At 65.6% G+C, this 25,915-nt stretch carries 29 protein-coding genes; 21 read left to right on the top strand and 8 right to left on the bottom strand.

All coding sequences use genetic code 11. The features are described from left to right. Positions 1 to 266: 266 nt before the first annotated feature. The 11 genes from rpsT (at position 267) to V8Z80_RS02190 (ending at position 10,352) form a co-directional block, all read left to right on the top strand. On the top strand, positions 267 to 530 hold the full coding sequence (gene rpsT, locus V8Z80_RS02240; protein ID WP_155196952.1) for a 30S ribosomal protein S20: 264 nt from the start codon (positions 267 to 269) through the stop codon (positions 528 to 530). A 260-nt stretch (positions 531 to 790) separates the two neighbouring features. Next, positions 791 to 1,990, top strand: a complete 1,200-nt coding sequence (locus tag V8Z80_RS02235) for a tyrosine-type recombinase/integrase (RefSeq protein ID WP_023114164.1) — start codon at positions 791 to 793, stop codon at positions 1,988 to 1,990. Then, complete coding sequence (locus tag V8Z80_RS02230) at positions 1,987 to 3,051, top strand: PDDEXK nuclease domain-containing protein (protein WP_023114165.1); 1,065 nt, start codon at positions 1,987 to 1,989, stop codon at positions 3,049 to 3,051. Before V8Z80_RS02235 ends, V8Z80_RS02230 begins: the two co-directional genes overlap by 4 nt. A 352-nt stretch (positions 3,052 to 3,403) precedes the next feature. Beyond that, the gene (locus V8Z80_RS02225) at positions 3,404 to 3,796 is read left to right on the top strand and encodes a hypothetical protein (RefSeq protein WP_023114166.1); all 393 of its coding nucleotides are present in this window, start codon (positions 3,404 to 3,406) and stop codon (positions 3,794 to 3,796) included. An 83-nt stretch (positions 3,797 to 3,879) separates the two neighbouring features. Continuing rightward, positions 3,880 to 4,137: a metal-sensing transcriptional repressor gene (locus V8Z80_RS02220; RefSeq protein ID WP_003111693.1), complete on the top strand. Its 258-nt coding sequence runs from the start codon at positions 3,880 to 3,882 to the stop codon at positions 4,135 to 4,137. Positions 4,138 to 4,146: 9 nt separating this feature from the next. Then, positions 4,147 to 5,373 carry an MFS transporter gene (locus V8Z80_RS02215; protein ID WP_023114167.1) on the top strand — a complete coding sequence of 409 codons (1,227 nt, stop codon included), beginning with the start codon at positions 4,147 to 4,149 and terminating at the stop codon, positions 5,371 to 5,373. 346 nt (positions 5,374 to 5,719) lie between these two features. Beyond that, the gene (locus tag V8Z80_RS02210; protein ID WP_023114168.1) at positions 5,720 to 6,070 is read left to right on the top strand and encodes a DUF2958 domain-containing protein; all 351 of its coding nucleotides are present in this window, start codon (positions 5,720 to 5,722) and stop codon (positions 6,068 to 6,070) included. 65 nt (positions 6,071 to 6,135) lie between these two features. Continuing rightward, a complete protein-coding gene (locus V8Z80_RS02205) occupies positions 6,136 to 6,414 on the top strand; it encodes a hypothetical protein (RefSeq protein WP_023114169.1) in 279 nt (92 codons plus the stop codon). Positions 6,415 to 7,125: 711 nt separating this feature from the next. Then, complete coding sequence (locus V8Z80_RS02200) at positions 7,126 to 7,950, top strand: DUF932 domain-containing protein (RefSeq protein WP_017677013.1); 825 nt, start codon at positions 7,126 to 7,128, stop codon at positions 7,948 to 7,950. Between the two features lie 78 nt (positions 7,951 to 8,028). Then, positions 8,029 to 10,080 carry a ParB/RepB/Spo0J family partition protein gene (locus tag V8Z80_RS02195; RefSeq protein ID WP_023114170.1) on the top strand — a complete coding sequence of 684 codons (2,052 nt, stop codon included), beginning with the start codon at positions 8,029 to 8,031 and terminating at the stop codon, positions 10,078 to 10,080. Between the two features lie 62 nt (positions 10,081 to 10,142). Further along, a complete protein-coding gene (locus tag V8Z80_RS02190) occupies positions 10,143 to 10,352 on the top strand; it encodes a hypothetical protein (RefSeq protein WP_023114171.1) in 210 nt (69 codons plus the stop codon). A 129-nt stretch (positions 10,353 to 10,481) separates the two neighbouring features. On the opposite strand, the gene V8Z80_RS02185 is transcribed toward V8Z80_RS02190, so the two are convergent. After that, positions 10,482 to 10,643 (bottom strand): hypothetical protein, encoded by a 162-nt coding sequence (locus V8Z80_RS02185; protein ID WP_023114172.1) that lies wholly within the window; start codon positions 10,641 to 10,643, stop codon positions 10,482 to 10,484. Between the two features lie 809 nt (positions 10,644 to 11,452). Here V8Z80_RS02185 and V8Z80_RS02180 point away from each other — a divergent pair. Then, positions 11,453 to 11,767, top strand: a complete 315-nt coding sequence (locus V8Z80_RS02180) for a DUF736 domain-containing protein (RefSeq protein WP_023103964.1) — start codon at positions 11,453 to 11,455, stop codon at positions 11,765 to 11,767. Between the two features lie 63 nt (positions 11,768 to 11,830). On the opposite strand, the gene V8Z80_RS02175 is transcribed toward V8Z80_RS02180, so the two are convergent. Beyond that, complete coding sequence (locus V8Z80_RS02175) at positions 11,831 to 12,136, bottom strand: helix-turn-helix domain-containing protein (RefSeq protein WP_023103963.1); 306 nt, start codon at positions 12,134 to 12,136, stop codon at positions 11,831 to 11,833. 240 nt (positions 12,137 to 12,376) lie between these two features. Here V8Z80_RS02175 and V8Z80_RS02170 point away from each other — a divergent pair, with 240 nt between their 5' ends. The 9 genes from V8Z80_RS02170 to V8Z80_RS02130 all read left to right on the top strand — a co-directional run bounded on the left by V8Z80_RS02170 (position 12,377) and on the right by V8Z80_RS02130 (position 19,780). Then, the gene (locus V8Z80_RS02170) at positions 12,377 to 12,727 is read left to right on the top strand and encodes a DUF2958 domain-containing protein (protein WP_023103962.1); all 351 of its coding nucleotides are present in this window, start codon (positions 12,377 to 12,379) and stop codon (positions 12,725 to 12,727) included. 309 nt (positions 12,728 to 13,036) lie between these two features. Beyond that, a complete protein-coding gene (locus V8Z80_RS02165; protein WP_023114173.1) occupies positions 13,037 to 13,807 on the top strand; it encodes a DUF2285 domain-containing protein in 771 nt (256 codons plus the stop codon). Positions 13,808 to 13,890: 83 nt separating this feature from the next. Continuing rightward, the gene (locus V8Z80_RS02160) at positions 13,891 to 14,172 is read left to right on the top strand and encodes a helix-turn-helix transcriptional regulator (protein ID WP_003107109.1); all 282 of its coding nucleotides are present in this window, start codon (positions 13,891 to 13,893) and stop codon (positions 14,170 to 14,172) included. 26 nt (positions 14,173 to 14,198) lie between these two features. Then, positions 14,199 to 15,056 carry a replication initiator protein A gene (locus tag V8Z80_RS02155; protein WP_023103960.1) on the top strand — a complete coding sequence of 286 codons (858 nt, stop codon included), beginning with the start codon at positions 14,199 to 14,201 and terminating at the stop codon, positions 15,054 to 15,056. 253 nt (positions 15,057 to 15,309) lie between these two features. Further along, complete coding sequence (gene parA, locus V8Z80_RS02150) at positions 15,310 to 15,948, top strand: ParA family partition ATPase (RefSeq protein ID WP_023114174.1); 639 nt, start codon at positions 15,310 to 15,312, stop codon at positions 15,946 to 15,948. Next, positions 15,945 to 16,229 carry a hypothetical protein gene (locus tag V8Z80_RS02145; protein WP_023114175.1) on the top strand — a complete coding sequence of 95 codons (285 nt, stop codon included), beginning with the start codon at positions 15,945 to 15,947 and terminating at the stop codon, positions 16,227 to 16,229. The genes parA and V8Z80_RS02145 overlap by 4 nt, the downstream gene beginning before the upstream one ends. Continuing rightward, entirely contained in the window at positions 16,226 to 16,750 is a 525-nt protein-coding gene (locus V8Z80_RS02140) for a DUF2840 domain-containing protein (protein WP_023103957.1), read from the top strand. The genes V8Z80_RS02145 and V8Z80_RS02140 overlap by 4 nt, the downstream gene beginning before the upstream one ends. Next, a complete protein-coding gene (locus V8Z80_RS02135; RefSeq protein WP_023114176.1) occupies positions 16,747 to 17,346 on the top strand; it encodes a S26 family signal peptidase in 600 nt (199 codons plus the stop codon). Before V8Z80_RS02140 ends, V8Z80_RS02135 begins: the two co-directional genes overlap by 4 nt. 448 nt (positions 17,347 to 17,794) lie before the next feature. Continuing rightward, positions 17,795 to 19,780 carry a relaxase/mobilization nuclease domain-containing protein gene (locus tag V8Z80_RS02130; protein ID WP_041240063.1) on the top strand — a complete coding sequence of 662 codons (1,986 nt, stop codon included), beginning with the start codon at positions 17,795 to 17,797 and terminating at the stop codon, positions 19,778 to 19,780. A gap of 37 nt (positions 19,781 to 19,817) precedes the next feature. Here V8Z80_RS02130 and V8Z80_RS02125 read toward each other — a convergent pair whose 3' ends face one another. The 6 genes from V8Z80_RS02125 to V8Z80_RS02100 all read right to left on the bottom strand — a co-directional run bounded on the left by V8Z80_RS02125 (position 19,818) and on the right by V8Z80_RS02100 (position 25,908). Then, a complete protein-coding gene (locus tag V8Z80_RS02125; RefSeq protein ID WP_029310270.1) occupies positions 19,818 to 20,291 on the bottom strand; it encodes a cytochrome c in 474 nt (157 codons plus the stop codon). A 48-nt stretch (positions 20,292 to 20,339) separates the two neighbouring features. Beyond that, complete coding sequence (locus tag V8Z80_RS02120) at positions 20,340 to 21,449, bottom strand: lipid A deacylase LpxR family protein (protein ID WP_231886079.1); 1,110 nt, start codon at positions 21,447 to 21,449, stop codon at positions 20,340 to 20,342. A gap of 199 nt (positions 21,450 to 21,648) precedes the next feature. Continuing rightward, on the bottom strand, positions 21,649 to 22,455 hold the full coding sequence (gene istB, locus V8Z80_RS02115) for an IS21-like element ISRme20 family helper ATPase IstB (RefSeq protein ID WP_011516034.1): 807 nt from the start codon (positions 22,453 to 22,455) through the stop codon (positions 21,649 to 21,651). Then, positions 22,455 to 23,486, bottom strand: coding sequence for an IS21-like element ISRme20 family transposase (gene istA / locus V8Z80_RS02110; RefSeq protein WP_042976508.1), 1,032 nt, complete (start codon positions 23,484 to 23,486; stop codon positions 22,455 to 22,457). Before istA ends, istB begins: the two co-directional genes overlap by 1 nt. A gap of 146 nt (positions 23,487 to 23,632) precedes the next feature. Further along, the gene (locus V8Z80_RS02105) at positions 23,633 to 24,499 is read right to left on the bottom strand and encodes a TIGR00730 family Rossman fold protein (protein WP_011516036.1); all 867 of its coding nucleotides are present in this window, start codon (positions 24,497 to 24,499) and stop codon (positions 23,633 to 23,635) included. Beyond that, positions 24,499 to 25,908 (bottom strand): MBL fold metallo-hydrolase RNA specificity domain-containing protein, encoded by a 1,410-nt coding sequence (locus V8Z80_RS02100; protein WP_011516037.1) that lies wholly within the window; start codon positions 25,906 to 25,908, stop codon positions 24,499 to 24,501. Before V8Z80_RS02100 ends, V8Z80_RS02105 begins: the two co-directional genes overlap by 1 nt. Between the last annotated feature and the right edge of the window lie 7 nt (positions 25,909 to 25,915).

Genomic DNA, 25,915 nt, shown 5'->3' with positions numbered 1-25,915 from the left:
TCCGGCGCGCCGGCACCTGTGGTTTTTGGCACAGTCTTTTCCTGCCAGCGGGCCGGCCGCTTGCCTGGCCGGCAGGAATTGCTATAATCGAATGCTTTGTTGGGCTTTGCATGGCGTAGATTTTCTACCAGCCCGGTGCAACGCCCCTTGCAAGAACTCGCGCAAGCATTTACGCAAACTAACGCAGCGCGCCCGCTGCCCGGCGGCTTTCAGGACCTCGGCGGCCCAGGCAAAGCGCCCAGACTCGATAGAGATACCAGACACACATGGCCAATTCCGCTCAAGCTCGCAAACGCGCCCGTCAATCCGTTGCGCGCAACCAGCACAACTCCAGCCTGCGCTCGATGCTGCGCACGGCCATCAAGCGCGTGCGCAGCGCCATCGTCGCCGGCGACAAGGCCGCCGCGACCGAGACGCTGCAAAAGGCCACCAGCGTGATCGACCGCGTGGCCGACAAGAACATCATCCACAAGAACAAGGCCGCCCGCCACAAGAGCCGCCTGGCCGCCGCGGTCAAGGCCATGGCCTGAGCCGCCGCCCGCCAAGGCAGCGCAAGGGGCCCTTCGGGGCCCTTTTCCCGGAAAGGGGTCCCTATACACAGGGCCCCTTTTTTGTTTCACGATGACTCCAGCCCGGTAGTTCGCTGGACTGCGCCGTAGCTAGATACAGCAGGTTTATCAATAACTTACGCGCGTCCATCATATGCCGGTGCTTTCTGAAACTTGACCCGGTTTTCCCTCGCGCCGCTCCTATCTGGCTCCTGGAATCCGGGTTGTTCCGAGGAGTCATCATGGCAAAGATCAAGCTCACCAAGACCGCCGTGGAGTCGGCCCAACCCCAGGCCAAGGATGTTGAACTGCGAGATACCGTGGTGCCCGGCTTCCTGTGCAAGATTACCCCGACCGGCCGCCGGGTGTTCATGCTCCAGTACCGCACGAACTCCGGCCAGCCCCGCAAGCCCTCGCTGGGGCTGTACGGGGAGCTGACCGTCGAACAGGCACGAGTCAAGGCACAGGACTGGCTGGCCGAGGTTCGCCGGGGCGGCGACCCCGGCGGCGCCAAGGCCGAGGCGCGCAAGGCGCCCACGATGGCCGAGTTGTGCAAGAAGTTCATGGAGGACTACTCCAAGAAGCGCAACAAGCCCAGCACGCAGGACGGCTATCAGGGCGTCATAGACCGCAACATCATCCCGCTGCTGGGCCGCAAGAAGGTGCATGACGTGAAGCGGCCCGACATTGCCGGGCTGATGGAGAAACTGGCCTACAAGCCGACCGAGGCGAACAAGACCTTCGGCGTGCTGCGCAAGATGTTCAACCTGGCCGAAGTGTGGGGCTACCGCCCGGACGGCACGAACCCGTGCCGCCACGTCCCCATGTACCCGCCGGGCAAGGAAACCCGGCTCATCGTGGACGAGGAAATGGTGCGGATCTTCCGCCAGTTGGAGAAGCTGGAGGCGGAGGGGCTGGAGAACTACGTCATCCCGCTGGCGATCCGCCTGCAATTCGAGTTCGCCGCCCGGCGCTCCGAAATCTGCCCGCTCGAATGGAGCTGGCTGGACTTCGAGAACCGGCGCGTGGTGTGGCCCGACAGCAAGGTCGGCGGCATTTCCAAGCCCATGAGCGAGGAAGCCTATCGGCTGCTTTCGACGGCGCCGCGCCGGGAGGGCTGCCCCTACGTCCTGCCATCGCCGAACGACCCGGCCAAGCACCTGACCTTTGGCGAGCACTATGGCGGCTGGTGCCGGGTGCTCAAGGCCGCCGGCGTCCCGCACGTCGGCACGCACGGCATCCGCCATCGCTCGACCACCGACATTGCCAATTCGGGCGTGCCGACCAAAGTGGGCATGAAGCTGACGGGCCACAAGACCGTGGCGATGTTCATGCACTACGTCCACACCGAGGACAAGCCGGTGCGCGATGCGGCCGAGCTGGTGGCCAGCCGCCGCCAAGCCATCACGGGTGCGCGCCAGCTTGCGGAGGCGGCGGCATGAACACGCGCCGGTCATCCGCAGCATCGTCCGCAGCGCCTTCGGCGCTGCTGGGCGACATTCGGGCACTGATCGAGGCGGCGCGCAAGCGCGCCGCCTCGACGGTGAATAGCGAGCTGACGATGCTCTACTGGCGCATCGGCCAGCGCATCCGCACGCACGTCTTGGACGGACGCCGGGGCGCCTACGGCAAGGAAGTCCTGCCCACCCTGGCGGCGCAGTTGGTGAAGGAGTACGGCGGCAGTTTTGCCGAGCAGAACCTGCGCCGCATGGTGCAGTTCGCGGCCACCTTCCCCGACGAGCAGATTCTCGTATCACTGATACGAGAATTGAGCTGGACGCACTTCATCGCCCTGATCCCGCTGAAAGACCCGCTCCAGCGGGACTATTACGCGCAGATGGCGAGCGCCGAACGCTGGAGCGTCCGGACGCTGCGCGAGCGCATCGACTCGATGCTGTACGAGCGCACGGCGCTGTCTCAAAAGCCGGGCGAGACGATCGCGCACGAGCTGGCGACGATGCGCGATGCGCAGCGCATGTCGCCCGCCCTGGTCATGCGCGACCCGTACATCCTCGACTTCCTGGGGCTGCGGGACACTTGGCAGGAAGGCGACTTGGAGGCGGCGATCATCCGCGAAATGGAGTCGTTCTTGTTGGAGCTGGGCGCGGGTTTCAGCTTCGTGGCCCGGCAGAAGCGCATCCAGATCGACGGCGAGGATTTCCACCTCGACCTGCTGTTTTACAACCGCAAGCTGCGGCGGCTGGTGGCAGTGGAGTTGAAGGTCGGCGAGTTCAAGGCAGCTTTCAAGGGACAGATGGAGCTTTATCTTCGCTGGCTGGACAAGCACGAACGGGAGCCGGAGGAAGCCTCGCCGCTGGGGATCATCCTTTGCACCGGCAAGAAGCGCGAGCAGATCGAATTGCTGGAGTTGGACAAGTCGGGCATCCACGTCGCCGAGTACCTGACCGCCTTGCCGCCGAGGGGCGTGCTGGTGGAGCGGCTGCAACAAGCAACGCAACGGGCGCAGTTGCAGCTCGAGCAGCGCAAGACCGACAACGAATAGTCCTGTCCCAAGCAGTCGGGCGTCCCGGCGTACCGCCGTCGCGCTGTCGTGCTGCGCATCGAGCCTCGCTGCGCGAGTCTCGCCCCTGTCGGGCTTCCATCACTGACGCCTCCGGCCCGGCTCGCTGATCCGCGCCTGCGCGCTTCGCTTGCCAAAAACCCGCGTGCGTGGGGTGGTGTGAGGGGGCGGTCTTGCTGTGTCCCTTCACCGTATCACGGCGTTCTCGCCGTGCAAGGGCTGCGCGCGCCTTGCGCGCTTGCGTCCTGGCGGCCGTCTGCGACCCCTGACTGCTGCGCTGCGCCGTGAGGGCGACGGTTCCGGGCAATTCCGCCCTTGCAACCGGAGAACCGTCATGAACGACAAATCACACGTTTCCCTCGAACAGCACGTTTGCCTGGTCTGCGGCACGGCGTTCGACACCGGCGCGATCCTGCTGGACAAGCGCCTGCGCGCGAGCATGGAGCGCCACACGGCGACCGGCTGGGGCCTGTGCCCCGAGCATCAGAAGCTGGCCGACGATGGCTTTGTCGCGCTGGTCGAATGCGATCCGCAGCGCAGCGGGTCGCAGGCTGGCGGGCGCATGAAGCCCGAGCAGGCATACCGGACGGGCCGGCTGGCCCATCTGCGGCGCACGGTGTTCGCGCAGGTGTTCAACGTGCCGATCGCGGACGAGCAGGCTTGCGTGTTCGTTGAGCCTGGCGTGATCGAGCAGTTGCAGTCGATGACAGCGCCGGCGGCGGGCTGATTGCGTCGTGCGGCCTTCGGTGCGTCGCTCCTTCGCGGGCGGCGCACTTTTTCATATCCCCCCAGGGGGGATACAATTGCCACATGAACGCGACACACAAGCACTCAACCCATCCCGATCTCGTGAAGCGGCTGAAACGCGCCGATGGTCATCTTCGGCACGTCATAGGGATGATCGAAAGTGGCGAATCCTGTCTCGACATCGCCCGCCAGCTCGCGGCGGTGGAAAGCGCGGTGACGGCCGCAAAGCGCGTCCTGATCCACGACCACATCGACCATTGCCTGGCCCATGACGAAGACTCCGTTTTGACCGAAATGAAGGCACTGACCAAACTGCTCTGAGGCCCGCCGATGCTCTCCGTCCTGAAGAACCGTACCTATCGTCACCTGTTCGCCGCTCAGGTGATTGCGCTTGTCGGCACCGGCCTGATGACGGTGGCCCTTGGCCTGCTTGCCTACGATCTGGCCGGGGCGAATGCCGGCGCGGTACTCGGGACGGCACTCGCAATCAAGATGCTGGCCTATGTCGGAGTCGCCCCGGTCGCGCAGGCGTTCGCCGACCGGCTGCCGCGACGGTCGTTGCTCGTTGCCCTTGACCTAGTACGAGCATCCGTTGCGCTCTGCCTGCCCTTTGTCAGCGAAATCTGGCAAATCTATCTGCTGATCTTCGTCTTGCAGGCGGCGTCCGCAGGCTTCACGCCGACCTTTCAAGCCACTATCCCGGACATCCTTCCCGACGAAGACGAGTACACGAAAGCACTGTCGCTTTCCCGGCTGGCCTACGATTTGGAAAGCCTGATTTCCCCGATGCTGGCCGCCGCGCTACTGACGGTCATCAGCTTCCACAACCTGTTTGCCGGAACGGTTCTCGGCTTCCTCGTGTCAGCCGCGCTTGTGGTCAGCGTGAGGCTTCCCACAACCGTTCCCGGCCCGTGTCGTGGCATATGGGATCGTACTACGCGGGGCACGCGCATTTACCTCGCCACGCCGCGCCTTCGGGGTCTGCTGGCGATCAGCCTCGCTGTGGCAGCAGCGGGGTCAATGGTGATCGTGAACACGGTGGTCATCGTGAAGGCACGCTTTGGCCTGGGCGAATCCGAGGTAGCGTGGGCGCTGGCGGCCTTCGGAGGCGGGTCGATGGTTGCGGCCTTCGCGCTGCCTCGCCTGCTCGACAAGATTGCTGATCGACCTGTCATGATTGCGGGAGCGACGATGCTGGTTGTGGGAACGGCAGCCGGGGCAATGATTCCGACCTATGCCGTTCTGGTGGTGATCTGGTTGGTGGTCGGCTTCGGCTACAGCGTGGCGCAAACACCTTCCGGCCGGCTGTTGCGCCGCTCCGCTCATCCCGAGGATCGCCCCGCGGTCTTTGCCGCGCAATTCGCCCTGTCCCATGCGTGTTGGCTCATTTGCTATCCCTTGGCCGGTCGCTTCGGCGCTGCCTTTGGGCTGCAATCGACCTTCATCATCATGTCGCTGATTGGTCTTGTCGGAGTGGGACTGGCGCTGTGGCTCTGGCCCGCTAGTGATTCTTCCGACATCGCCCACGATCATCTACCGCCAGATCATCCTCACTAGCGCGAACAAGCAGACCGAGGCGGGCACCGTCATCCCATGATCGTTGACGATCTGCACCGGGACTGGGCGCGCATTTAAGAACTGCCCGCCTTTCACATCGCTGATGCCTCCGGCCCGGATTGCTATTCGGGCCTGCGCGCTTCGCTTGCCAAAAACCGCGTGCGTGGAGGTGCGAGGGAGGCGGTCTTGCTGTCCCCTTCATCGTGCCACGGCGTTCTCGCCGTCAAGGGCTGCGCGCCGATGGCGCTTGCGTCCTGGCGGCCGTCGTTGACCCCTGACTGCTTGCGCTGCGCCGTGCCCCGGAAGGGTCGGGCAATTCCGCCCGGCAACCTTTCAGGAGTTCACCATGAACAACGCACTCATCACTGACGAGCAGCGCATCGTGCTGCTGGCCAACGGCCGCGAATCCTTGGAGAACCCGGACTTCGATCCGGCACCCGTCGTCAAGCTGTTCACGCCGGATGCCGGCGCGACCTGGCTGCTGACCGAGATTGATCCCGATGACCACGACCACGCCTTTGGTCTTTGCGACCTGGGCCTGGGGATGCCGGAAATCGGCTGGGTCAGCCTGGGCGAGCTGGCGACCGTGCGCGGCAGGCTGGGCCTGCCGATCGAGCGCGACCTGTCTTTCCGCGCCGAGAAGCGGTTGAGCGCCTACGCGCGCGATGCCCGGTTGGTCGGGCGTGTCGTCGTCTGAACCAGCCCTTGGAGCGCCGCAAGGCGCTCCTTGCGCTTTCCCAACCTTCGCAGGAGATCAATGCCATGAGCAGCCATCACGACTACATCATCGAAATCACGGCGCAACACGATGCGCTCAAGCCGTTCGCGCCGGAGAACGGTCAGCCCTTGCGCTTCAAGATCGGCGACGCGGTGATCTACACCAACGAGTTTGGCGCGCAGTTCCGGCGCCGCGTCACCGGGTTCTACCAGCCTACCGAGCCTTCGGGGCTGTATGCGCGTGGCAGGCGCTACTACCTGAACTCGACTTCGCCTTGGATGCCGGTTGCGGAATCCAGCCTGCGTCCTGACGACTCGGCGTGATGCCTAAGTGCCCCTGACGGGGCGCTGCGCGCTGCGTTTGCCTCCAGGGGAAAGCCCTGCGGGCTATCCCCGCCGCGCGGAGCTTGGCGCCCCTCAAAGGCCGCCGAACCGGCTGCGCCGGATCGGCCAGACCGCAGCAGCCGCTGTCGAACCTGTTTCCCGATGACTGGCGCATGAGCTTGTACATCGAGCCTTGGAGTCCGTGCGTCCCCGGCCAAGAAACATGGCCGGTCGCGCTGTCGTGCGCGTAGCGCATCGAGCCGCCTGCGGCGTCTCGCCCCTGACGGGCTTCCATCGTTCCCTCGCTCCGCTCGGCTGACGCCTCCGGCCCGGATTCCTAGATCCGGGCCTGCGCGCTTCGCTTGCCGTGCTGTCGGCGTGCTGAGGGGCCGTTGCCATGTCCAACCGTCTCCCCTGACTTCATCACCTTCACCGCGACTGTAGCCCGCGGCCGTGTGCCGTCAAGGCGCGCAGGGCCGTGTCCTCGGCTGCGCCTGCGGGCCGCACCAACCCTGCGCTTGCCTCCTTGACGGCCCCCGTCCGCGCGCTCCTGACCGTCGCGGGCGATGAACTCAGGAAAGACGGTGGCAACAGGGCCAACCGGGTTCCTCGTGCCGACCGCACCGAACCGCCGAAAGGCTGGGCTTCCGAATCTAGGAATCCGGTGTGCGGTGAACAGCAACCCCTTTTTTCTTTGTCAGGAGAAATGCCATGCAACTCGCATCCCGCTTCGCTTCCCGTTCCCCGGTGCTGCGTTCGGAACGTCCCTTGTCCGACGACCAAATCCGGGCCGTGGCCCCGTCCATCTTCGCGGACGCCCCGCACGAAAGCCGCTCTGAGCGGTACAGCTACATCCCCACCGCGACCGTGCTGCAAGAACTGCGCGGGGAAGGCTTCGAGCCTTTCATGGTGACGCAAACCCGCGTGCGCCACGACGACCGCCGCGACTACACCAAGCACATGATCCGGCTGCGCCACGCCAGCCAGATCAACGGCCGCGAGGCCAACGAAATCATCCTGCTGAACTCCCATGACGGCACCAGCAGCTATCAGATGCTGGCCGGGATGTTCCGCTTCGTTTGCAGCAATGGCCTTGTCTGCGGCGACACCGTGGCCGACGTGCGCGTGCCGCACAAGGGCGACGTAGCCGGGCACGTCATCGAAGGCGCTTACGAAGTCCTGCACGGCTTCGACCGGGCGCAGGAATCGCGCGATGCCATGCGCGCCATCACGCTCGACGCCGGGGAATCCGAAGTGTTCGCCCGCGCTGCGCTGGCGTTGAAGTACGACGAGGACAAGCCCGCGCCCATCACGGAATCGCAAATCCTGATGCCACGCCGCCACGACGACGACCGCCGCGACCTGTGGAGCGTGTTCAACCGCACGCAGGAGAACTTGACCAAAGGCGGCCTGTCCGCCCGCGCCGCGAATGGCCGCCGCCAGACCACCCGGCCCGTGCAGGGCATCGACCAAAGCGTGCGCCTCAATCGCGCCCTGTGGCTGCTGGCCGATGGCCTGCGCCAGTTGAAAGCCTGAATCCCCACGCGGCAGGGGCAGGCAGCAGCCCTTGCCGCTTCTCTCGCTGCTGCATCCCAACCGCAAGGAGTTATCACCATGAACGCTGTACTCAAAACCGAAACCGTCGCCATCGAAGCCGCCGCACCGCTGGAAGTGGCCGATCCGACCAAGAACCTGATCTTGGTTCCGCTGTCGCAACTGTTGCCGCGCCGCTCCAAGCGCAACGTCCGCACGACCCCGCGCCAGTCCATCCCCGAGCTGGCCGCGAGCATTGCCCGCATCGGCCTGCTGCAAAACCTGATCGTGATTGCATCCGCCGATGGCGAGGCTTACGAGGTGGTGGCAGGCGACCGCCGCCTGACCGCCTTGAAGCTGCTGGCGAAGAAGAAGCGCATCCCCACTGACTACGAAGTGCCGTGCCTGCTGGTGGCCGATGCGTCCGCCCGCACCGTCAGCCTCGCGGAGAACGTGCAGCGCGAGAACATGCACCCCGCCGACCAGTTCGCGGCCTTCGCCGCGCTGGTCAAGGAAGGCCGGCCCGTCGAGGACATTGCCGCCGACTTCGGCGTGTCCCCGCTGGTGGTGCAGCGCCGCTTGAAGCTGGCGAACGTCTCGCCGCGTCTCATGGCCGACTACCGGGCCGGTGGCGTGACGCTGGAACAGTTGATGGCCCTGACCATCACCGATGACCACGCCGCGCAGGAAGCCGCGTTCTATGGTGCGCCGGAATGGCAGCGCAGCCCGTCCAAGCTGCGCGAGCGCCTGACCGAGCGCGAAATCGACGCCACGCACGCGCTGGTGCGCTTCGTCGGGCTGGACACCTACCGGCAGGCAGGCGGCGGCATCCGCCGCGACCTGTTCGCGGAAGGCGATGCCGGAACCTACCTCACCGATACCGCAGTGCTGGAAACGCTGGTGCGCGACAAGCTGGCAACGCTGGCCGAGGACGTGCGCGGCGAGGGTTGGGCATGGGTGGAGGCCGTGCCGCATCTGGCCTACGAGGAACGGCAAGCGTTCCAGAACGCCCCGCGCCATCGCCGCGAGCCGACCACCCGCGAGGCCCGCCGCATCGCCTCGCTGGAAACCCGCCTCGAAAAGATCGACGCCGAACTGGAAGAAGCCTGCGACGCCGAGGACGAGGCCAAGGCCGAGAAGCTGGAACAGCGGCGCGATCAGGTGGTCGGGGAACTGCAAGACGCGGAGGACGCCTTACAAGGCTATGCGCCCGAGGTGCGCGAGGTGGCTGGTGCCATCGTCACCATCGACCGCAACGGCGAGGCCGTCATTCATCGCGGCCTGCTGCGCGAAGCCGAGGCCAAGGCGCTGCGCACGCTGGAAAAGCTGCGGCGCGGTTTCGGCAGCACCGAAGGCGAAGCCGCCAACGACGAGCACGAGGACGCCGACGACGCGCCCAAGGCCGCGAGCCTGTCCGACCGGCTGGCGCAGCGATTGAGCGCCCACCGCACGGCGGCGCTGCAAATCGAAGTCGCACGGCATCCGCACGTCGCGCTGGCCGCGCTGGTGCATGACATGGTGCAGACCGTCTTGCAGCCCGACGCCTATGGCGATGGCCTGCCGCTCGGCGTGCGCCTCACGGCGCAAGACCGGCTGGAAGGCATGGCCCCGGACTGGCCGGAATCGCCTGCTGCCGTGGCGCTGCGCGAACTGCAACAGGTGGCAGGTGAAGCCTTGCCGGAGGACAGCGCCGAACTGCTCGCCGTGCTGCTGGCGAAGTCGCAAGACGAACTGGTGCGGCTGCTGGCCGTGTGCGTGGCCTCCACGGTGGACGTGGTGACGCCTCGCGCCACGCCGCACCAGCCCGGCGCAGAACTGGCGCAGGCCGTGGGCCTCGACATGGCCGCATGGTGGAAGCCGACCGCAGAAGGCTACTTCAAGCACGTTCCGAAGGCCGTGATTCTGGATGCCGTGGGCGCGTTCGCACCGGAATCCGTCACCCGGCTGGCGAAGCTCAAGAAGGCCGACATTGCCAGCGAGGCCGAGCGGCTGGCCGATGGTACGGGCTGGATGCCCGCCATCTTCAAGGCCGCAGGCCCGCAGGATGCCGCGCAGGAGGCAGGCCCGGAGCAGGACGCCCCGGAAGATGCCGAAGCAATGGCGGATGAACCCGCCGAGGCGCTGGCCGCTTGACCCGCGCCGAAGGCAAGCGCCCCGGCCTCGACCGGGGCGCTTCGCTGGAAGGAGAAGCCCCCATGACCCGCACCACCACCCGCCGCCCGCGCATGGCGGCGATCTACGCCCCCGGCACTGTGCGCGCCCGCCGCTGGCACGGCGCAGGCGACGTGCGCGGCTACCGTCCGCCCTCGGGCTGGACAGCCCGCGCCGACCTCACCGACATTCATCCCATCACAGGCCGCGCCTTGCCGCGTGCCGTGTGGTGGCTCATCGAGACGAAGGGATAACCGCGATCAGCACCGCGCCCAGGCCGTACCGTCCTGGGCGCGGTGGACGCAAAATCCGGGCGCGGCAGTGGCCGCGCCCGGTGTTCCAAGCCCACAGCCGAATCGGAACGCCGCCGCCATCACGGCAGTTCAGGCGGCGGCGTTGACGTGACCGGGCTTCCCGCCCGGCGATGGCAGGCCCGCATGGGCCTGCAAGCCGAAGCGCCCGCAGTGCGCAGGAATCACCCGCAGTTTTCGGCTTGCCGCGTGCATACCCCGCAGCGTAAGCCGCGCCCATTTCATCAGAGGCATGTCCGCGTTTCCTGCTTGGAAATCTGGAACGGCCTGGGCGTGTCGGCGCGCAGCGCCGCCGGGCTTTCGGGCTACGCCCCGTGCCGTCTTTGCCGTCACGGCCCATTCGGCTTCAATCCCTCACGCCTTCGCGCCTGCGGCGCTGCGCGCTTCGCTTGCCTCCAGGGGAAAGCCCTGCGGGCTATCCCCGCCGCGCGATGCTTGGCGCCCCTCGATGCCGCCGAACCGGCTGCGCCGGATCGGCCCGGCCCGCGCCCCGCCGCGACGGACGGGGCGCTGGCGAACACGCTGGCGCTTGCTGCGGCAGGTTGTGCAGGTGCATGCCGTCCTCAACGCTGGCGGTGCCTGCCCATCACGTCACGAAGGAGGTTCACGGACAACCCGCCCGGCATCGCTATGGAGCTTCCACGCCACGCCTCAAGAGCGGCGCCGCAAGGTGCGGCAGGGGCGTTCTCGCCTGTCGTCGGGTGGTTGACCTGGCCCGCGTCAGCGGGCGAGCCGGCGAAGCCTTCGGGCGGGGATGCCGAGTCGGCCCCATCTCCTTTCGGAGCGGTTCGGCCCAAGGCGTCCTTGTCTCGTTGTGAATCCTGGCGGGGCGCGGCTGCGCCTCGGGCTTCATGGCTGCAACCGTCCGGCGAAAACAATTTCCCCGCCGCTGCGCGGCTTCCTCGCGCAGCAAATTCTTTTCGCCTCCAGGCTCTCCACTGCGTTTCGACCGCAAGCGGTGCAGCCAGCCCGTCCCCCGCCGGCCGGATCACAACAAGGACGCGATGGGCGCGAACCTTGTTCAACCGAAAGGAGAAATCATCATGGCCAACATCGGCACCTTCACCGCAGACAAAGACGGCTTCACCGGCACGCTGCGCACCCTGACGCTCAACGTCAAGGTCAAGCTGGTTCCCAACGACAAGGGCAGCAGCGAGAACGCCCCCGACTTCCGCCTCCAAGCCGCCGGCCACGACATCGGCGCGGCGTGGAACAAGACCAGCGAGGCCGGGCGGGAATACAAGTCCGTGACCCTCGACGATCCTTCGTTCCCGGCTCCGGTCTATGCCCGCCTGATCGAAGGCGAGGACGGTACGCACGACCTGATCTGGTCGCGCAGCAAGCCCCAGGCGGCGTGACCGCCGCAGCGCCCCGCCCATCGCGGCGGGGCGCTGTGCTGCTGTTCGCAGCACATCACCACGTCACGCGCGCGGCTTCGCCGCGCCGCGCTCCTTCAGCACCGCCTCCAGCTCCCGGCGCACCTGCGCCAGCAGCTCGTCGGCCTTGTGCGGGCTGTCGCCCGCGTAGGCCAGCGTCAGCAGCGTGAGCGGGTGGATCTCCATCACCTCGCACAGCTCGGCCAGCTTATGCAGGGTCGGGCTTTTCAGGTCGCGTTCGAGGGTGCTCATATAGGTGCGGCTGGACACGTCAGAGAAGGCTTCCTGGCTCAAGCCACGCGCCTTCCTGACTGTCTTCAACGCCTTCGCCAATGAGTTCCCAGCCGCCACCTATGGTTTCCCTCGAAAAACCAAGATGACAGCCCATTGCGCCCTATAGGGCTACAATCTATAGTGTTCATTTGGTGTTCTACGTTTTCGTGCCTTTACGGAAATCCGCATTTGCTGGTTCCAGCAAAGCCACGCAAGCGCATCCGTGCTTGCACACGAAGGCGTAAATCCGGTTTGGCGGTTCTGCGCTTGGGCGTGAAACCGCATCCGTGCATCATTGGATTTGTGGGATTGCCAACCATGCCCCAGCCACTCGCCACCGTCCCGGAGCGCGCGCAACTGCTCGCCAACGGCGAGGCTCGTGCCGCCGGCCAGGCCATCGACCCGGTGCCCGTGGTGCGGCTGTTCACGCCGGACGCGCATGTGACCTGGCTGCTGGCCGCACTCGATCCCGCCGATGGCGACACCGCCTGGGGCCTCATCGACCTGGGAATCGGAATGCCGGCGCAAGGAACCGTCAAGCTGTCCGAGCTGGCTGGCATCGTCGGGCCGCATCAGCAGCCCGTGATGCGCGACCGCTACTTCCGGCCCACGCGCACGCTGTCGGAATACACCCGGCTGGCCGAGCGCGACGGGGCTATCCCGGACTGAACACAGCCTACTGTGACTTTTTCAGTCTGGTGTCATACCGGGCAGGTCTCAATCGAGATTCTTGCGGCGTAGCCGCGCCAGTCTGATCCAAACGGACATGATGCCTGACGCGGACTGCGGCAGGCTGGCCTGTACGGCGTCCCACGGGAGGGACGCTGCCGCCGCAGCATTGAGACGAATACCGCAACGCATCGGAGCCAGTCGGACTTGACAGCCCAACTATTCCCTTAACCCATTTCGTTCTGATGACACCGATGTAGCACGTAGTTCTTCCGTCGCGGCCAGTCCTGTTCGCAGGGAGGTTGCGTCATGGTCGATCGCAGCGCCGAGCACTGGTATCCGACTGCCGCGTATCTGTACGTGCTGCACTTGGACGACCTTGGGACGGCCTGGGAATATCTGCGCAGAAACCCCGATTACCGGCTCGACTGGCTGCGCCATCATCGCCGGCCGAAAGCCGCGCAGCAGGCGGCGCATCGCTGGGGCTTGCGCCTGCTGGAAGATCCGGCGTTGGATGCGCGCGACGCGCATCCAGCCTGGTTGCCCGGCCATGTGGCCGTGGTGCAGCTCTATCCCGACGCCGATCCGCCGCAGTATGCTCCCGCGTTCACGTTTTGGCGCATTGCCGGGCACAAGCAACTGCTCCATGACGGCAAAGGGCTGGCGCTGATGGCGCACAGCCCAGGTCATTGCCTGCGCTTCGCGCTGGCGCCCGGCCTGGAAGACGGGATGGCTGTCGCCTATGCCCGCCGCGGCGGCGCCGCCGCACCTGCGCGCAACCATGCGCTCGGCGCGGCCCTGGCTTCTGCGAAGCCCAGGCCGGCACCCGCCGCGCTGCTTGAGCTACACACCTTGCAGGCGCTCGACGCAACCCTAGCGGGTGCGTCCTTGCGCGAGGTGGCCGAAGGCTTGTTCGGCGGCGATGCCGCAGCCGATTGGTACAGCGACGGCGGCCTGCGCTCCAAGGTACGCCGCTTGGTACGGCGCGGCGATGCGCTGATGCGCGGCGGCTATCGCCGCCTAGCACAGCTTCCGCCGCTTGAGAAGGGTCGTTTTGAGGACGACGCAAAACGGCCCTGAGCAGGACAGCTTGGTTTTCTGAGACTGCCTCCATCCGGTTGCGCTGTGTGGCCGGAGCTTTGAAAGCTATGGAGGTTCACACCATGCGTCCCGCTCCTTTGCGGCCTGCCGCCACTGTCTCGACCGCTGCCGCGCAGCCCCAACGCTATCTCACCAACGACGAAGCCGCCGAGTACCTGCGGCTGTCGCCGCGCACGCTGGAAAAGCAGCGCGTGATCGGTGGTGGTCCGCGCTTTCGCAAGTTCGGCCGGCGCGTCATGTACGCCGTGGCCGACCTCGATGCCTGGGCCGCCGATCGCAGCTTCGAGACGACTTCCGATCCCGAGTACGCCGAGCACCACTCGGCCGACAGCCGTGCGCGCTGATCGGCGGCGCGCGGCAGGCCATCACCATGTCCAGCTCCGCGCTGCCGTTCCGGCAGCGGTCGTTGCAGGAGCGCGAACAGCTCGACCTGTTCCGCGCCTTGCCCGGCGACATGGCGCCGCGCGACAGCCAGGACTTGATGGCCTATCCGTTCTTCTCGCTCGGCAAGTCCAAGCGGGTCAAACCCATCGACTTCCGCGCGGGCAACGTGACGATCCGCGTAGAGGGCACGCAGGAGCACGGCATCGCCACGATTTGGGATGCGGACGTGCTGATATGGGCGGCCTCGCAGATCGTGGAAGCGAAGGACGCGGGCCTGCGCCCGTCGCGGCTGATGCGCGCGACGCCCTACGAGATCCTGCGCTTCATCGGGCGCGGCAAGTCGCTGCGAGACTACCAGCGCCTCAAGGCCGCGCTGGATCGCCTGCAATCGACCACGGTGGCCACGTCCATCCGCGAGACAACAGGCCGGCGCCTGCACCGCTTTTCGTGGATCAACGAATGGAAGGAACTGGCCGATGCCAGCGGCACGCCGCTGGGCATCGAGCTGATCCTGCCGGACTGGTTCTTTGCCGGCGTGCTCGACGCCGCGCTGGTGCTGACCATCGACCCGGCGTATTTCCGGCTCACCGGCGGCATCGAGCGGTGGCTGTACCGCCTGGTGCGCAAGCACGGCGGCAAGCAGGCATACGGCTGGCAGTTCGACTTTCGCTATCTGCACCAGAAGTCCGGCAGCACCGCGAAGCCCTACGACTTCGCCTGCGATCTGCGCGCGCTCGTCGCGCGGCAGTCGCTGCCCGGTTACGTCCTGGGCATCGAGCGGATGCCCGACAACGGCATGGAACTGCTGACGTTCCGGCCCGTGCCGCAGACGGCACGGGGATAACTCCGGGAAAGCCTGTGAATGGTGTCGTGCTATCAGGCGTGCGGGGTATCGTGCTATCAGGCGTGGGACTATCGTGCTATCAGGCGTGCCGATCGGCCGCAAACCCGCGCCAGCACTGGGTTTGCGCGTCCTCTAACTTCCCTAACTTAGTTTCTCTAACTTTTAGTAGGGAAACGCCGCTGCGGTGGACAACCACCCCGCGGCCACAAACGCAGCAGCAAAAGCCCGGCTTTCCAGCATGGAGGGCCAGGCCATGATCGTCGCACTGCTCAACCAGAAAGGCGGCGTCGGCAAGACCACGCTCGCCACGCACATCGCCGGCGAGTTGGCGATGCGCGGCCAGCACGTCGTCCTGCTGGACGCTGACCCGCAGGGCTCATCGCTGGACTGGACGCAGCGCAGAAGCCAGCAAGGCTTGCCACGGCTGTTCAGCGCCGTGGGCCTCGCACGCGAAACGCTGCACCAAGAGGCGCCGGAACTCGCCAGGCGGGCCGATCACGTCGTCATCGACGGCCCGCCGCGCATCGCCGCCTTGGCGCGCTCCGCGCTGCTGGCGGCCGAGCGCGTGCTGATCCCGGTGCAGCCCAGCCCCTACGACTTGTGGGCCAGCGCTGAGATGGTGGCGCTGATCCGCGAGGCGCAGGTATTTCGGCCTGCGCTGCGCGCGGCCTTCGTCATCAATCGGCGCGTCAGTACCACCGTGATCGGGCGCGAAGCACGCCAGGCACTCGCCGACCAGCCGCTTCCTGCGCTGCGCGCGGAAGTGCATCAGCGCATCGTGTTCGCCGATAGCGTGGCCGCTGGCCGGCTTGCACGCGAGACGGCACCCGACAGCGCCGCCGCACGCGAAATCACTGCGCTGGTGGACGAATTGCTGCGGTGGCCGACATGACCGCGAAGCCGCCATCGAACAGCAAGCGCACGGCAAAGCGCGTCGGCATCGGCGCGCGTCCGCCCGCGAATCCGCACGCCGAGGCGTGGATTCGCCAGGGCGACGCCGATGCGCTGGGCAAGGGCGACCTCTACACCGCCCGTCTGACTCTCGACATCACGCCCGCGATGCGGGCACGCATCAAGGTGTCGGCCTTCACGCAAGGCGTGACCGTGGCCGACCTGCTGCGTGGCCTGTTGGAGCGGGAGTTTCCAGAGCACCGCAGGGAGAACGCACCATGACTGCATCCGCTTCGCCTGCCGCTGGCGCGGCTACGGCTGCACTTGCCGGCCAGCCTGCCAGCGCGCCGCTGACGCGCGTGGCGCTGGCCTACATCGAACCACGCTTCAAGCTCTACCTGCGCTTCGGCGAACCTGCGCGCACGCACCAGCTCGACCGCTGGCGCCGTTGCGCGGTGTTCCTGCCGGGCGCCATGTTGTGCCGTATCCGCTGGCAGGCCAACGACTACGGCACTGTGCGTTGGCAGCTCATGGTGATGCAGGCTTGCACGCCGCTGGATGCAGCGCAGCGCATCCCCGGCGTGCAGCCGGGGGCGCGCTTGCTGCTCCACGCCGAAGGGGAGAACCAGGTGCGCGCGGTGCTGGAGTGCATCGACGCCATCGAGGCGCTGGGCATCGCGCCCGCCGCTGTCTCGCCCGCGTACTGGCGCACGCTCGCCAACCGGCTCGCTGCACGCCTGCCGCTGCCCGAATACACCGCCGAGCGGCACGCTGCCTGGCTAACCGGGAGGACGCTGCCATGACGCTTCCATCCGCCGTTGCCAGCGCAACCGGCATCCCGCCGCATCCTCGCTCGCGCCTGCGCGCTCGCCTCGTGTTGGCGGGCCTGTCCGCCTGCGGCCTCGCTGCGCTCGCCTGGGCGTCCTTCGTGCATCCGCTGCCGCGCCTGATCTACAACCCGTCCGACAGCGTGGCGGTCGGCTGGTATCGCGTCGATCCGCAAGGCCACGGCACCGACTCGCCGCCACGTCCCTTGTCCGTGGGCAGCATCGTCCTGACCACGCTGCCGCCAGACGCCGCCGCGCTGGCCGCGCAGCGCGGCTACCTGCCGGCGCGCGTGCCGCTGCTCAAGCGCGTGGGCGCCGTCGCGCCGCAGGAGGTGTGCAGCACTGGCCGCGTCGTCCGCATCGACGGCGTGCCTTCGGCCGCCGTGCTGCCTGCCGACCGCTGGGGCCGGCCGCTGCCATCCTGGCAGCAATGCCGCCGCCTCGAATCCGGCGAACTGTTCCTCTTGAGTGTGACCAACCCGGCGTCGTTCGACAGCCGGTATTTCGGGCCGGTCAGCGCATCCGCCGTGATCGGGGTCGCGCATCCAGTCTGGCTGGAATCCCGCCCATGATGGCCGCCGACTCGCTGCACGTTGCCGTGCATCTTGTCGTGCCATCGGGCGTGTCGCTCTGCTGGCCGTCGCCGTGTCGTCGCGCGTGCAGTGCGGGTGCATTCGCACCGCACTTCGCGCTGCCTTCGGCGCAGCCGTCCAACGTGCAGGCGTCTTGCCTCGAACGCGCCCGGCCTATGGCCGTCGCCGCGTTCGCCGGCGCGCTGGCTGCTCGCGCAGCAGCACCGCCGGGCCGCCGCTGCCCGGAGCGCCAGCGAGGGGCAAAGGCGGAAGGCAAGACAAAAGGACGCGGCACCGGGCCGCGTCGAAAGCCAGTCTGCACGTGGGGGTGGCGCAGCACGCAGCGGCTTCGCCGCCGTGCCGCTTGTGGCGCGAGGCCCGCGCCAATGCAGGCATGTCCGCGTGCTTTGCACGACCGGACACGCCAGAGGTTGCAGAGGGCATAACCATGACCGACCGCCGCGATGATGATTTCCGCATCCGCCCCAGCGCCCCGAAGAACCGAGGCCAGGGCTTCGTCTCCAAGGTGCTCAAGCAGGCGGGCAAGGCCAGCGGCGGCAAGTCCTCGGTGCGCCGTCCTGGGACGACTGGCGGCACCGGGAGGGGCACCGTCCAGCGGCCCGGCTCGCGCCTGGGTCGCGGCCACACGGCGGCGCGCTTCGCGGGGGCGAAGCTCACGCCCATGTCGCGGCGCGTGACCATCAAGACGCTGCTGGTCAACCAGCGCCAGGCCAGTCCGCAGTCGCTCGCCAAGCACCTGCGCTACATCGAGCGCGATGGCGTGGGCCGCGATGGCGAGCCGGGCCAAGCCTACGGGCCGCAGACCGATGCTGCCGACCTCGACGGCTTCAAGGAACGCTGCGCGGATGACCGGCACCACTTCCGCTTCATCCTCTCGCCCGAGGATGGCGCGGAACTCGAAGACCTGCGCACCTACACGCGGCATCTCATGGGCCGCATGGAGGCCGACTTGGGCACGGGCCTCGATTGGGTGGCCGTGAACCACTGGAACACCGACAACCCGCACACGCACATCGTCGTGCGCGGGCGCGACGACACCGGCAAAGACCTCATCATCGCGGGCGACTACATCACCGATGGTTTCCGCCATCGCGCCGCCGAACTGGCAACCGAATGGCTGGGGCCGCGCACCGAGCTGGAGATCAAGCAGACCTTGCAGCGCGAGGTGGAACAGGAGCGGTGGACGAGCCTCGACCGCACCCTCCAACGCGAGGCCGGCGAGGACGGCCGGGTGCAGACCGAACGCTTCAACGAACCGATGCTGCAACGCCAGCGCCTGCCGCTGATCGGCCGCCTGCAACGCTTGCAGCGCCTGGGCCTGGCCGACGAGCTGCGGCCGGGCACCTGGGTCGTCCATGCCGACGCGGAGAAGACCCTGCGCGCCCTGGGCGAGCGTGGCGACATCATCCGCACCATGCAGCGAGCCATGCGCGGCCAGCCGCGCGAGCTGGCGGTGTTCGAGCCGGGCGACGACGACCGCACCATTCTCGGCCGCGTGGCCGCGAAGGGGCTGGCCGACGAGCTGCGCGACCGGGGCTACCTGGTCATCGACGGCGTGGACGGCAAGGCCCACTACGTCGCGCTCAACGCCCGCGACGAGCTGGCGAACTATCCGACCGGCGCCGTGGTGGAGGTCAAGGGTTCGGCCGACGTGCGCGCGGCCGACAAGAACATCGCTGCACTGGCGAGCGATGGCCTGTATCGCACCGATCATCACCTGGCGATTGAGCAAGGCCGGGCCACGCATGGGCGCGATCCGCAGGAAATCGTCGCGGCTCACGTTCGCCGCCTTGAAGCCCTGCGCCGGGCCGGCATCGTGGAGCGCGTGGCCGAAGGTTTGTGGAAGGTGCCGGGCGACCTGCCCGAGCAGGGCCGCCGCTACGACGCGCAGCGCCTGGGCGGCGTGGCGGTGGAACTGAAATCGCACCTGCCTATCGAGCGGCAGGCCCGCGTGATGGGGGCCACCTGGCTCGACCACCAACTGATCGGCGGCGGCTCGGGCCTTGGCAACCTGGGCTTTGGCAGCGAGGCCAAACAAGCGATGCAGCAGCGCGCCGACTTCCTGGCCGAACAGGGGCTGGCCGAGCGCCGTGGGCAGCGCGTAATCCTGGCCCGGAACCTGTTGGGCACGCTGCGCAATCGGGAATTGGCGCAGGCCGCCAAGGACATTGCGGCCGAAACCGGCTTGGAGCACCGGCCCGTGTCCGACGGCCAACGCGTGGCTGGCATCTACAGGCGTTCCGTCATGCTCGCTAGCGGGCGCTACGCGATGCTCGATGACGGCATGGGGTTCAGCCTGGTGCCGTGGAAGCCGGTGATCGAGCAGCGGTTGGGACAGCAACTCGCTGCGACCATTCACAAAGGATCGGCTTCCTGGGAACTCGGAATTCGTCGAGGTATATCGATTGGATAGAAGTTAGTCTTCCGTCAACAGGTGTAGCCATCCCTTGCTAGCGGCTTCCATAGAACTTTTCCACGAACGAGCGACGGTAACTCTGGTGGCAGGCTAGGCAGCTTTGCTGGGTTTTGGAGAAAGCCGCGATGACTGCTTGGCCGTCATTCCGCTGTGCAGCCTCGCCCATGGCGGTCGCGGCGTCATGGACCTGTCCATCAAGACCCCGAAACTTTCCAGCGTCTGCCCCAAGCCAGGCAAGGATGCGCATCTTTTCCGACATGGGCGGCTCGGCATGCTTGGCGATTCGTGGTGCTAGCTCGGCGACCAGTGGCCAGTCTTCTTTGGAGATCGCGCCCGTGACGGCTTGCATGTCGCGACCGAGTCTTTCCATTATGGTACGAAGCGCCATTGGCTTTGCCGCCTCTACGGACTGCGCACCGAGTGCCGTGGCGAAGGTTGCCAAGAGCACGGACAGCGAGACGGTGAAGAACGATCTGGGTTTCAGGGGCTGGTTCACGAATTTCTCCATTGATGTTGTGACGAATGCTTTGGGTCTAACGAATGGTTGCAGGTGTCCTCAAAATTCCAGACTCAGCGCGATCGATCCGAATGCGTGATGGCCCGCCTGCTGGTCGAACTCGCGGGTTCTCCAAACGCGCATCACGGCGAGCCGCACGCCACGTCCAGCAACGATCCATTGGCTACTGATGCCGAGAGCTGCTTGCGCGACCCAAGGCCGCCGGCTGACATGATGGCTATGCCGGAACATGTTTCCGTCGAGTGAGAAGTCCCAGGCGACGGCTTTACCCTCCAGGCTCAGGAAGACATGTGCCCCAGGTTTGGGCGCCAGGACCGATTGCGGCGTTGTCGTGCGCAGATCGGCAACACCAGAGGGCGGGCGGTTCTCCGCGCCAGGGCGGATCGGATAGCTGCCGAAGTCGTTCGGTATGTTCCAGCCCGCGCGAAACTCCACGCCGGTACTGGCGGCGGTTTCGATGTTTCCGACCCGCAAGGCATAGCTGCCGATCACGTCGCTGCCCCATCCAGGACGGACGGCACCCTCCGTGTACGGCTTGAACTTGCGCTCCATGGCCATCTGAAATGCCGGCTCGTTGCGCAACTGGTTGTTCCAGCCGCGAAAGCGCTCAATGCCGCGTGCGCGATGCACCAGATCCTGAGATTGCTCGGCCAGCGACCAGGGGCCGATCACGCCCAGGGTCAACTCACGCACGTCAAGCATTTCGTAGCTGGCAGCTTGTGGGTGGATGCGGCGATTCCACGCCAAACCCAGGTAGAGCAAACCAGCGTACGGTCGGTCATCTGGAATCACATCGGTGCGCGTCTTGTTCTCGGGCGTGTACATGGCTTGGCCAAAGCGCACAACGAGGTTTTGCGACGACGAGTGGGCGCCGGCTTCGTGCCAGAAGCCTGGATCAGCCCAGCCGATGAAGCGGGCGTACAAACCAATCGGCTGGGGCAGGCACTCCGGACGGAGCCCGCCTTGCAGATCGCGTGAGACTGCTGTTAGCGCGACACCGTTGGTGTAGTTGCGATCGGAGCCGGTGAACAAATCGTTCTCCAGACGCAGGGTGCCGCCCCGCCAGCGCAGGGATTGCTCTGGCGAGCAGGAGGAAGGATTTGTAGAGAGCGAGACTTCGGAACCGAAAGTAGAGATCGGGCTGAACAATGCACCCGCAATCAACAAGGTGACGCACTGTCAACAGCAACTTAGAAGTGACCCACTTGGGCCGTTGTGCAGCACATTAGATTTGACCCACCTGGGTCACCAAGTTGATGCCCAGCATGTTGCGTGACCCTGGGTCAGCGTCAGTTGCTGGCCATCGGTTTCGCCTGACCCAGGGTCAAACGATGTTGCTGATCATCACTTACGCGTGCATCTCCAGTTGCTGTTCAGCACTTTCGGATGCACGGGATCGGATCACGCCGGCTTTTCGCTTGTCCTTCAGTCGGTAGCTTTCGCCTTTGATCTGTAGAACATGGCTGTGATGCAGGAGGCGGTCGAGCAACGCGGCCGTGAGCGTCTGATCTCCGGCGAACGTCTGGTCCCATTGCCCGAACGGCAAGTTGCTCGTTACGATCACGGAACCCTTTTCATACCGCTTGGCGATCACCTGGAAGAACAGATTGGCATCGTCCCGGCCGAGCGGCAGATAGCCGACCTCATCAATGATCAACAGCCGTGGGTTCATGATGTTGCGCTTCAGGAAGTCGGCCAATCGATCCTGCCGGGAAGCGGCGGCCAAGGCAATGACGAGATCCGCCGCAGAGATGAAGCGCGTCTTGATCCCCATCTGCGTTGCGATGTAACCGAGTGCGATCGCCAGATGCGTTTTGCCAAGGCCGCTCGGCCCGAGCAACACGATGTTCTCGGCGCGCTCGACGAAGGCCATCGACGACAGCTCCAGCACCGATTTCTTGGCAACGCCGTGAGCAAACGTAAAGTCGAACTCCTCCAGCGTCTTCAGCACAGGGAAGCCGGCCGTGCGCAGCAACATGGATTTGGTCCGCGTGTGCTTCGCGTCCATCGCAGATTTCAACAGCGCCTCGAAGAAGTCGGCAAACGTGAGTTGGTTCGCTGCCGCGCGAGCTGCCAACATGCTGTACTGCTCGCCCATCGTGTCGATCCGCAGTTGTCGACAGGCTTCGAGGATACGTTCGTGCTGGATGTCCATCAACGTGCCTCCGTCAGCAGGGCTTGATACACTGACAGCTGATGCTGCAGCGGCGTATCATCGAACCGCGACGGCGGTGGCATCGTCGGCACGGAAGCTGACGGCAGGTTCGCGCGCCACGGCTCCGGCAACTGCTGCAGCTTCGGTTGCTCAAGCAGGAGACGCTCGAGCGGCGACTGTCCAGTCGTGCCGTGGATGCGCACATTGGCGACATCTCTCAGCCAGCGCACGACCTCGGCGTTCGCCGTGGTCGCGTCAAGCGAGAGGCGATCCTGAGCGAGCCGGCTTGCCAGCGGATTGTAGAAGCTGCGGCGCAGGTATCCGTTGAAGCGCTCAACCTTCCCCTTGGTCTTCGCTCGGTAGGGCTTGCACAGGCGCGGCACGAAGCCGTGGTGCTTCGCAAAGTCGAGGAAGGCCGGTTGATAGCGATGCAGTCCGGGACCATAGGCGTCTCGGCCAATCACCACCGTCTTGACGTTGTCGTACAGGACCTCGCGAGGAACCCCACCGAAGAAGTCGAACGCGCGCTCATGGCATCCCAGCAGCGTCGGCAATCGTTCGTCGGTCACGAACTCGACGTAACTCGCCCGACTGTAACCGAGCGTCGCAACGAATGCCGACAGCGGCAGCTTGCCACGTCGCAACACGATCCAGTCGACCTGCATCTGCTGCCCCGGATCGGTTTCGAAACGTACCAGTGGCTCCGGCGCCTTGATCGACTTCAGCGACCGCAGATAGACCCGCAGCCGCGTCAGGCCTCCGTCATAACCCATCGCGCGAATCTCGATCAGCAGCGCGGTCGCCGGCAGCCAGGCCGGATGCGCTGCGCGAACCCGGTCATGCAGATAGGTTTTGAACGGATCGAGCTTCTGCGTGCGCCCCGATCGCGGCGCACGATCCTGCTCAGCACAACTGCGTAAGTATTTGCGCACGGTGTTCCTCGACAGCCCCAGTTCCCGCGAGATCTCCCGGATTCCTAATCCTTGGCGGGCCAACACACGTATTTCCACGATTACCTCCCTTGTAAGCACTGGCCCTCCAAAAAGGGCCCATCCTACCCGGGTGGGTCAAATCCAATGTGCTGCCGCTGGGTCATTTTCAACGTGCTGCTGACAGCACTGCATCGGCTGCTGCACTTTGGTGCCGCGCAGGCTCCAGCGATACCCGTCGATGCCAATCATGTTGCCCCATCGCCTGCTGCCCTGGTGACGTAAAAGCGTTCGAGGGCACTGACGATTTCCTCTGCTTTGTCTACGCAGGTGAACAAGTCGAGATCGGATGGAGAGACATAGCCTTCGTCGAGCAGAAGATCGAAATCAACTACGCGATGCCAGAATGCACGGCCGACCAGCACTACCGGAATACGCTGCATCTTTCCGGTCTGGATCAAGGTGAGCACCTCGAACAGCTCATCGAGCGTTCGATAGCCACCCGGGAATGCCACCAAGCCCTTGGCGTGCAACAAGAAGTGCATCTTGCGCAGCGCGAAATAGTGGAATCGGAACGCCAAATCCGGGCACATGTAGGGGTTGGGTGCCTGTTCGTGGGGCAGCGTGATGTTGAGGCCAATCGAACGTGCGCCAACCTCGAAAGCACCGCGGTTGGCGGCCTCCATGATGCCGGGCCCACCCCCGGTGACGACGACGAAATCACGGCGGTTTTGCTGCTGGAAACGCGCCGAAATAAGGCCCGAGAAACGCCTCGCTTGCTCGTAGTGACGTGCCTGTTCGACCCGGCGATTGGCTCGCGCAAGCTCTTGCCTCAGCCCGACATTCTCCGGAGTGACGAGCGCCTGACGCTCCAGCGCGCCAAGGCGGGCTTCTGCCGTCTCGGCATCGCTCACGCGTGCGCTGCCGAAGACCACTACCGTCGAGTGAATGCCTTGCTCGTGCAGGATGCGCTCAGGTTTGAGCAGTTCGAGTTGTAGTCGCAGCGGCCGCAGTTCGTCCTGGCCAAGCAGCTCGATGTCTTCGTACGCAAGACGGTATGTTGGTGACTCGCGGATGGCGCGCAGGCGTTCAGCGAGATCTTCTGCAGGTTTCATCACTCGTGCGCCAGAAAGTCCGGCCAGCGCAGCGCATGGCCATACTCGGGCACCGTGACCTGCCAGCCGAGTTGCTGCTGCAAGAGTTCAGCGAAGGCTTGCGCGGCCGACGATTCCCCATGCACCACGAAGGTTTGCGCCGGTGCTTGAATGAAAGCACGGGCCCAATCCAGCAGCGCCTTTTGGTCGGCATGCGCCGAGAGGCCGTCCACGCTGTGGATCGCCGCACGTACCGGGATGTCCTCACCGAAGATGCGTACACGTTCGGCCCCCTCGATCAGGCGCCGGCCAAGCGTCCCCTGCGCCTGGAAACCGGGAAACAAGATGCTGCATTCGCGGCGTGGCAAGTTGTGGCGCAGGTGGTGCCGGATACGCCCCGCATCGCACATGCCGCTGGCAGAAATAATGATGGCCCCGGAGCGAATCCGGTTCAGCGCCATGGACTCCTCAGCGCTCGCGGTGAAATCCAGATACGGGAGGTTCTCGCCGCGCGCATGCCATCCGGCCAACCGCTTCGCCTGTTCGTCGAACAATTCGAGATGCTCACGCGTGATGCGTGTGGCCTCGGTGGCCATCGGCGAATCGACAAACACCATTGGACGCTGCAGACGCCCTTCGCAGGTGAGACGATGTAGGTGGTAGAGCACCTCCTGGGTTCGGCCGACCGCAAAGGCCGGAACGATGACATTGCCGCCGCGCTCGAACAGGGTTTTCTCGACGATGCCGATCATGTCCGCTTCGGTCGCCGAAAAATCCTTGTGCCGGCGGTCGCCGTAGGTGGACTCGATGACGAGGATGTCCGCGTCCTCGATGGGTGTCGGGTCGCGCAGGATGGGGCGTCCCGGCTGGCCCAAATCGCCGCTGAACACGATCTTCGTGGGGTAACCGTACTCGGTAATCCACACTTCCACGATGGCCGAGCCGAGGATGTGGCCGGCATCACGAAAGCGGGCGCGCACCCCGACGCGGGGTGCGAACTCCCGGTCGTATTCGATGCCGCGTACCTGCTGCAGGCATTCGTGTGTATCCTGCAGGGTATACAGGGGTGGCGGCACGGTCTTCTCTTTGAACCGCTTGGCAACCCGCTTGGCATCGCTTTCCTGGATGTGAGCGCTATCGGGCAGCATCACCCCGAGCAGATCAACCGTCGCTGGCGTGGCGTAGATGGGCCCCTTGAACCCGGCGCGCGTCAGTTTGGGCAATAGCCCGCTATGGTCGATGTGGGCGTGGGTCAGCAGGACGAAGTCAATGGACGCCGGGTCGAACGCAAACGGCTCGTAGTTGCGTGCTGCTGCTACACGCCCACCTTGAACCATGCCGCAATCGACCAGGAAGCGGACATTAGCCGCTTCGACCAGGAAGCACGATCCGGTGACTTCTCGGGCTGCGCCCAAAAAACTGAGTTTCATAGGGCGT

This window comes from Orrella sp. JC864 (assembly GCF_037026685.1).
Classification (GTDB): domain Bacteria; phylum Pseudomonadota; class Gammaproteobacteria; order Burkholderiales; family Burkholderiaceae_B; genus Orrella.
This window is presented reverse-complemented; position numbering and strand designations above follow the sequence as displayed.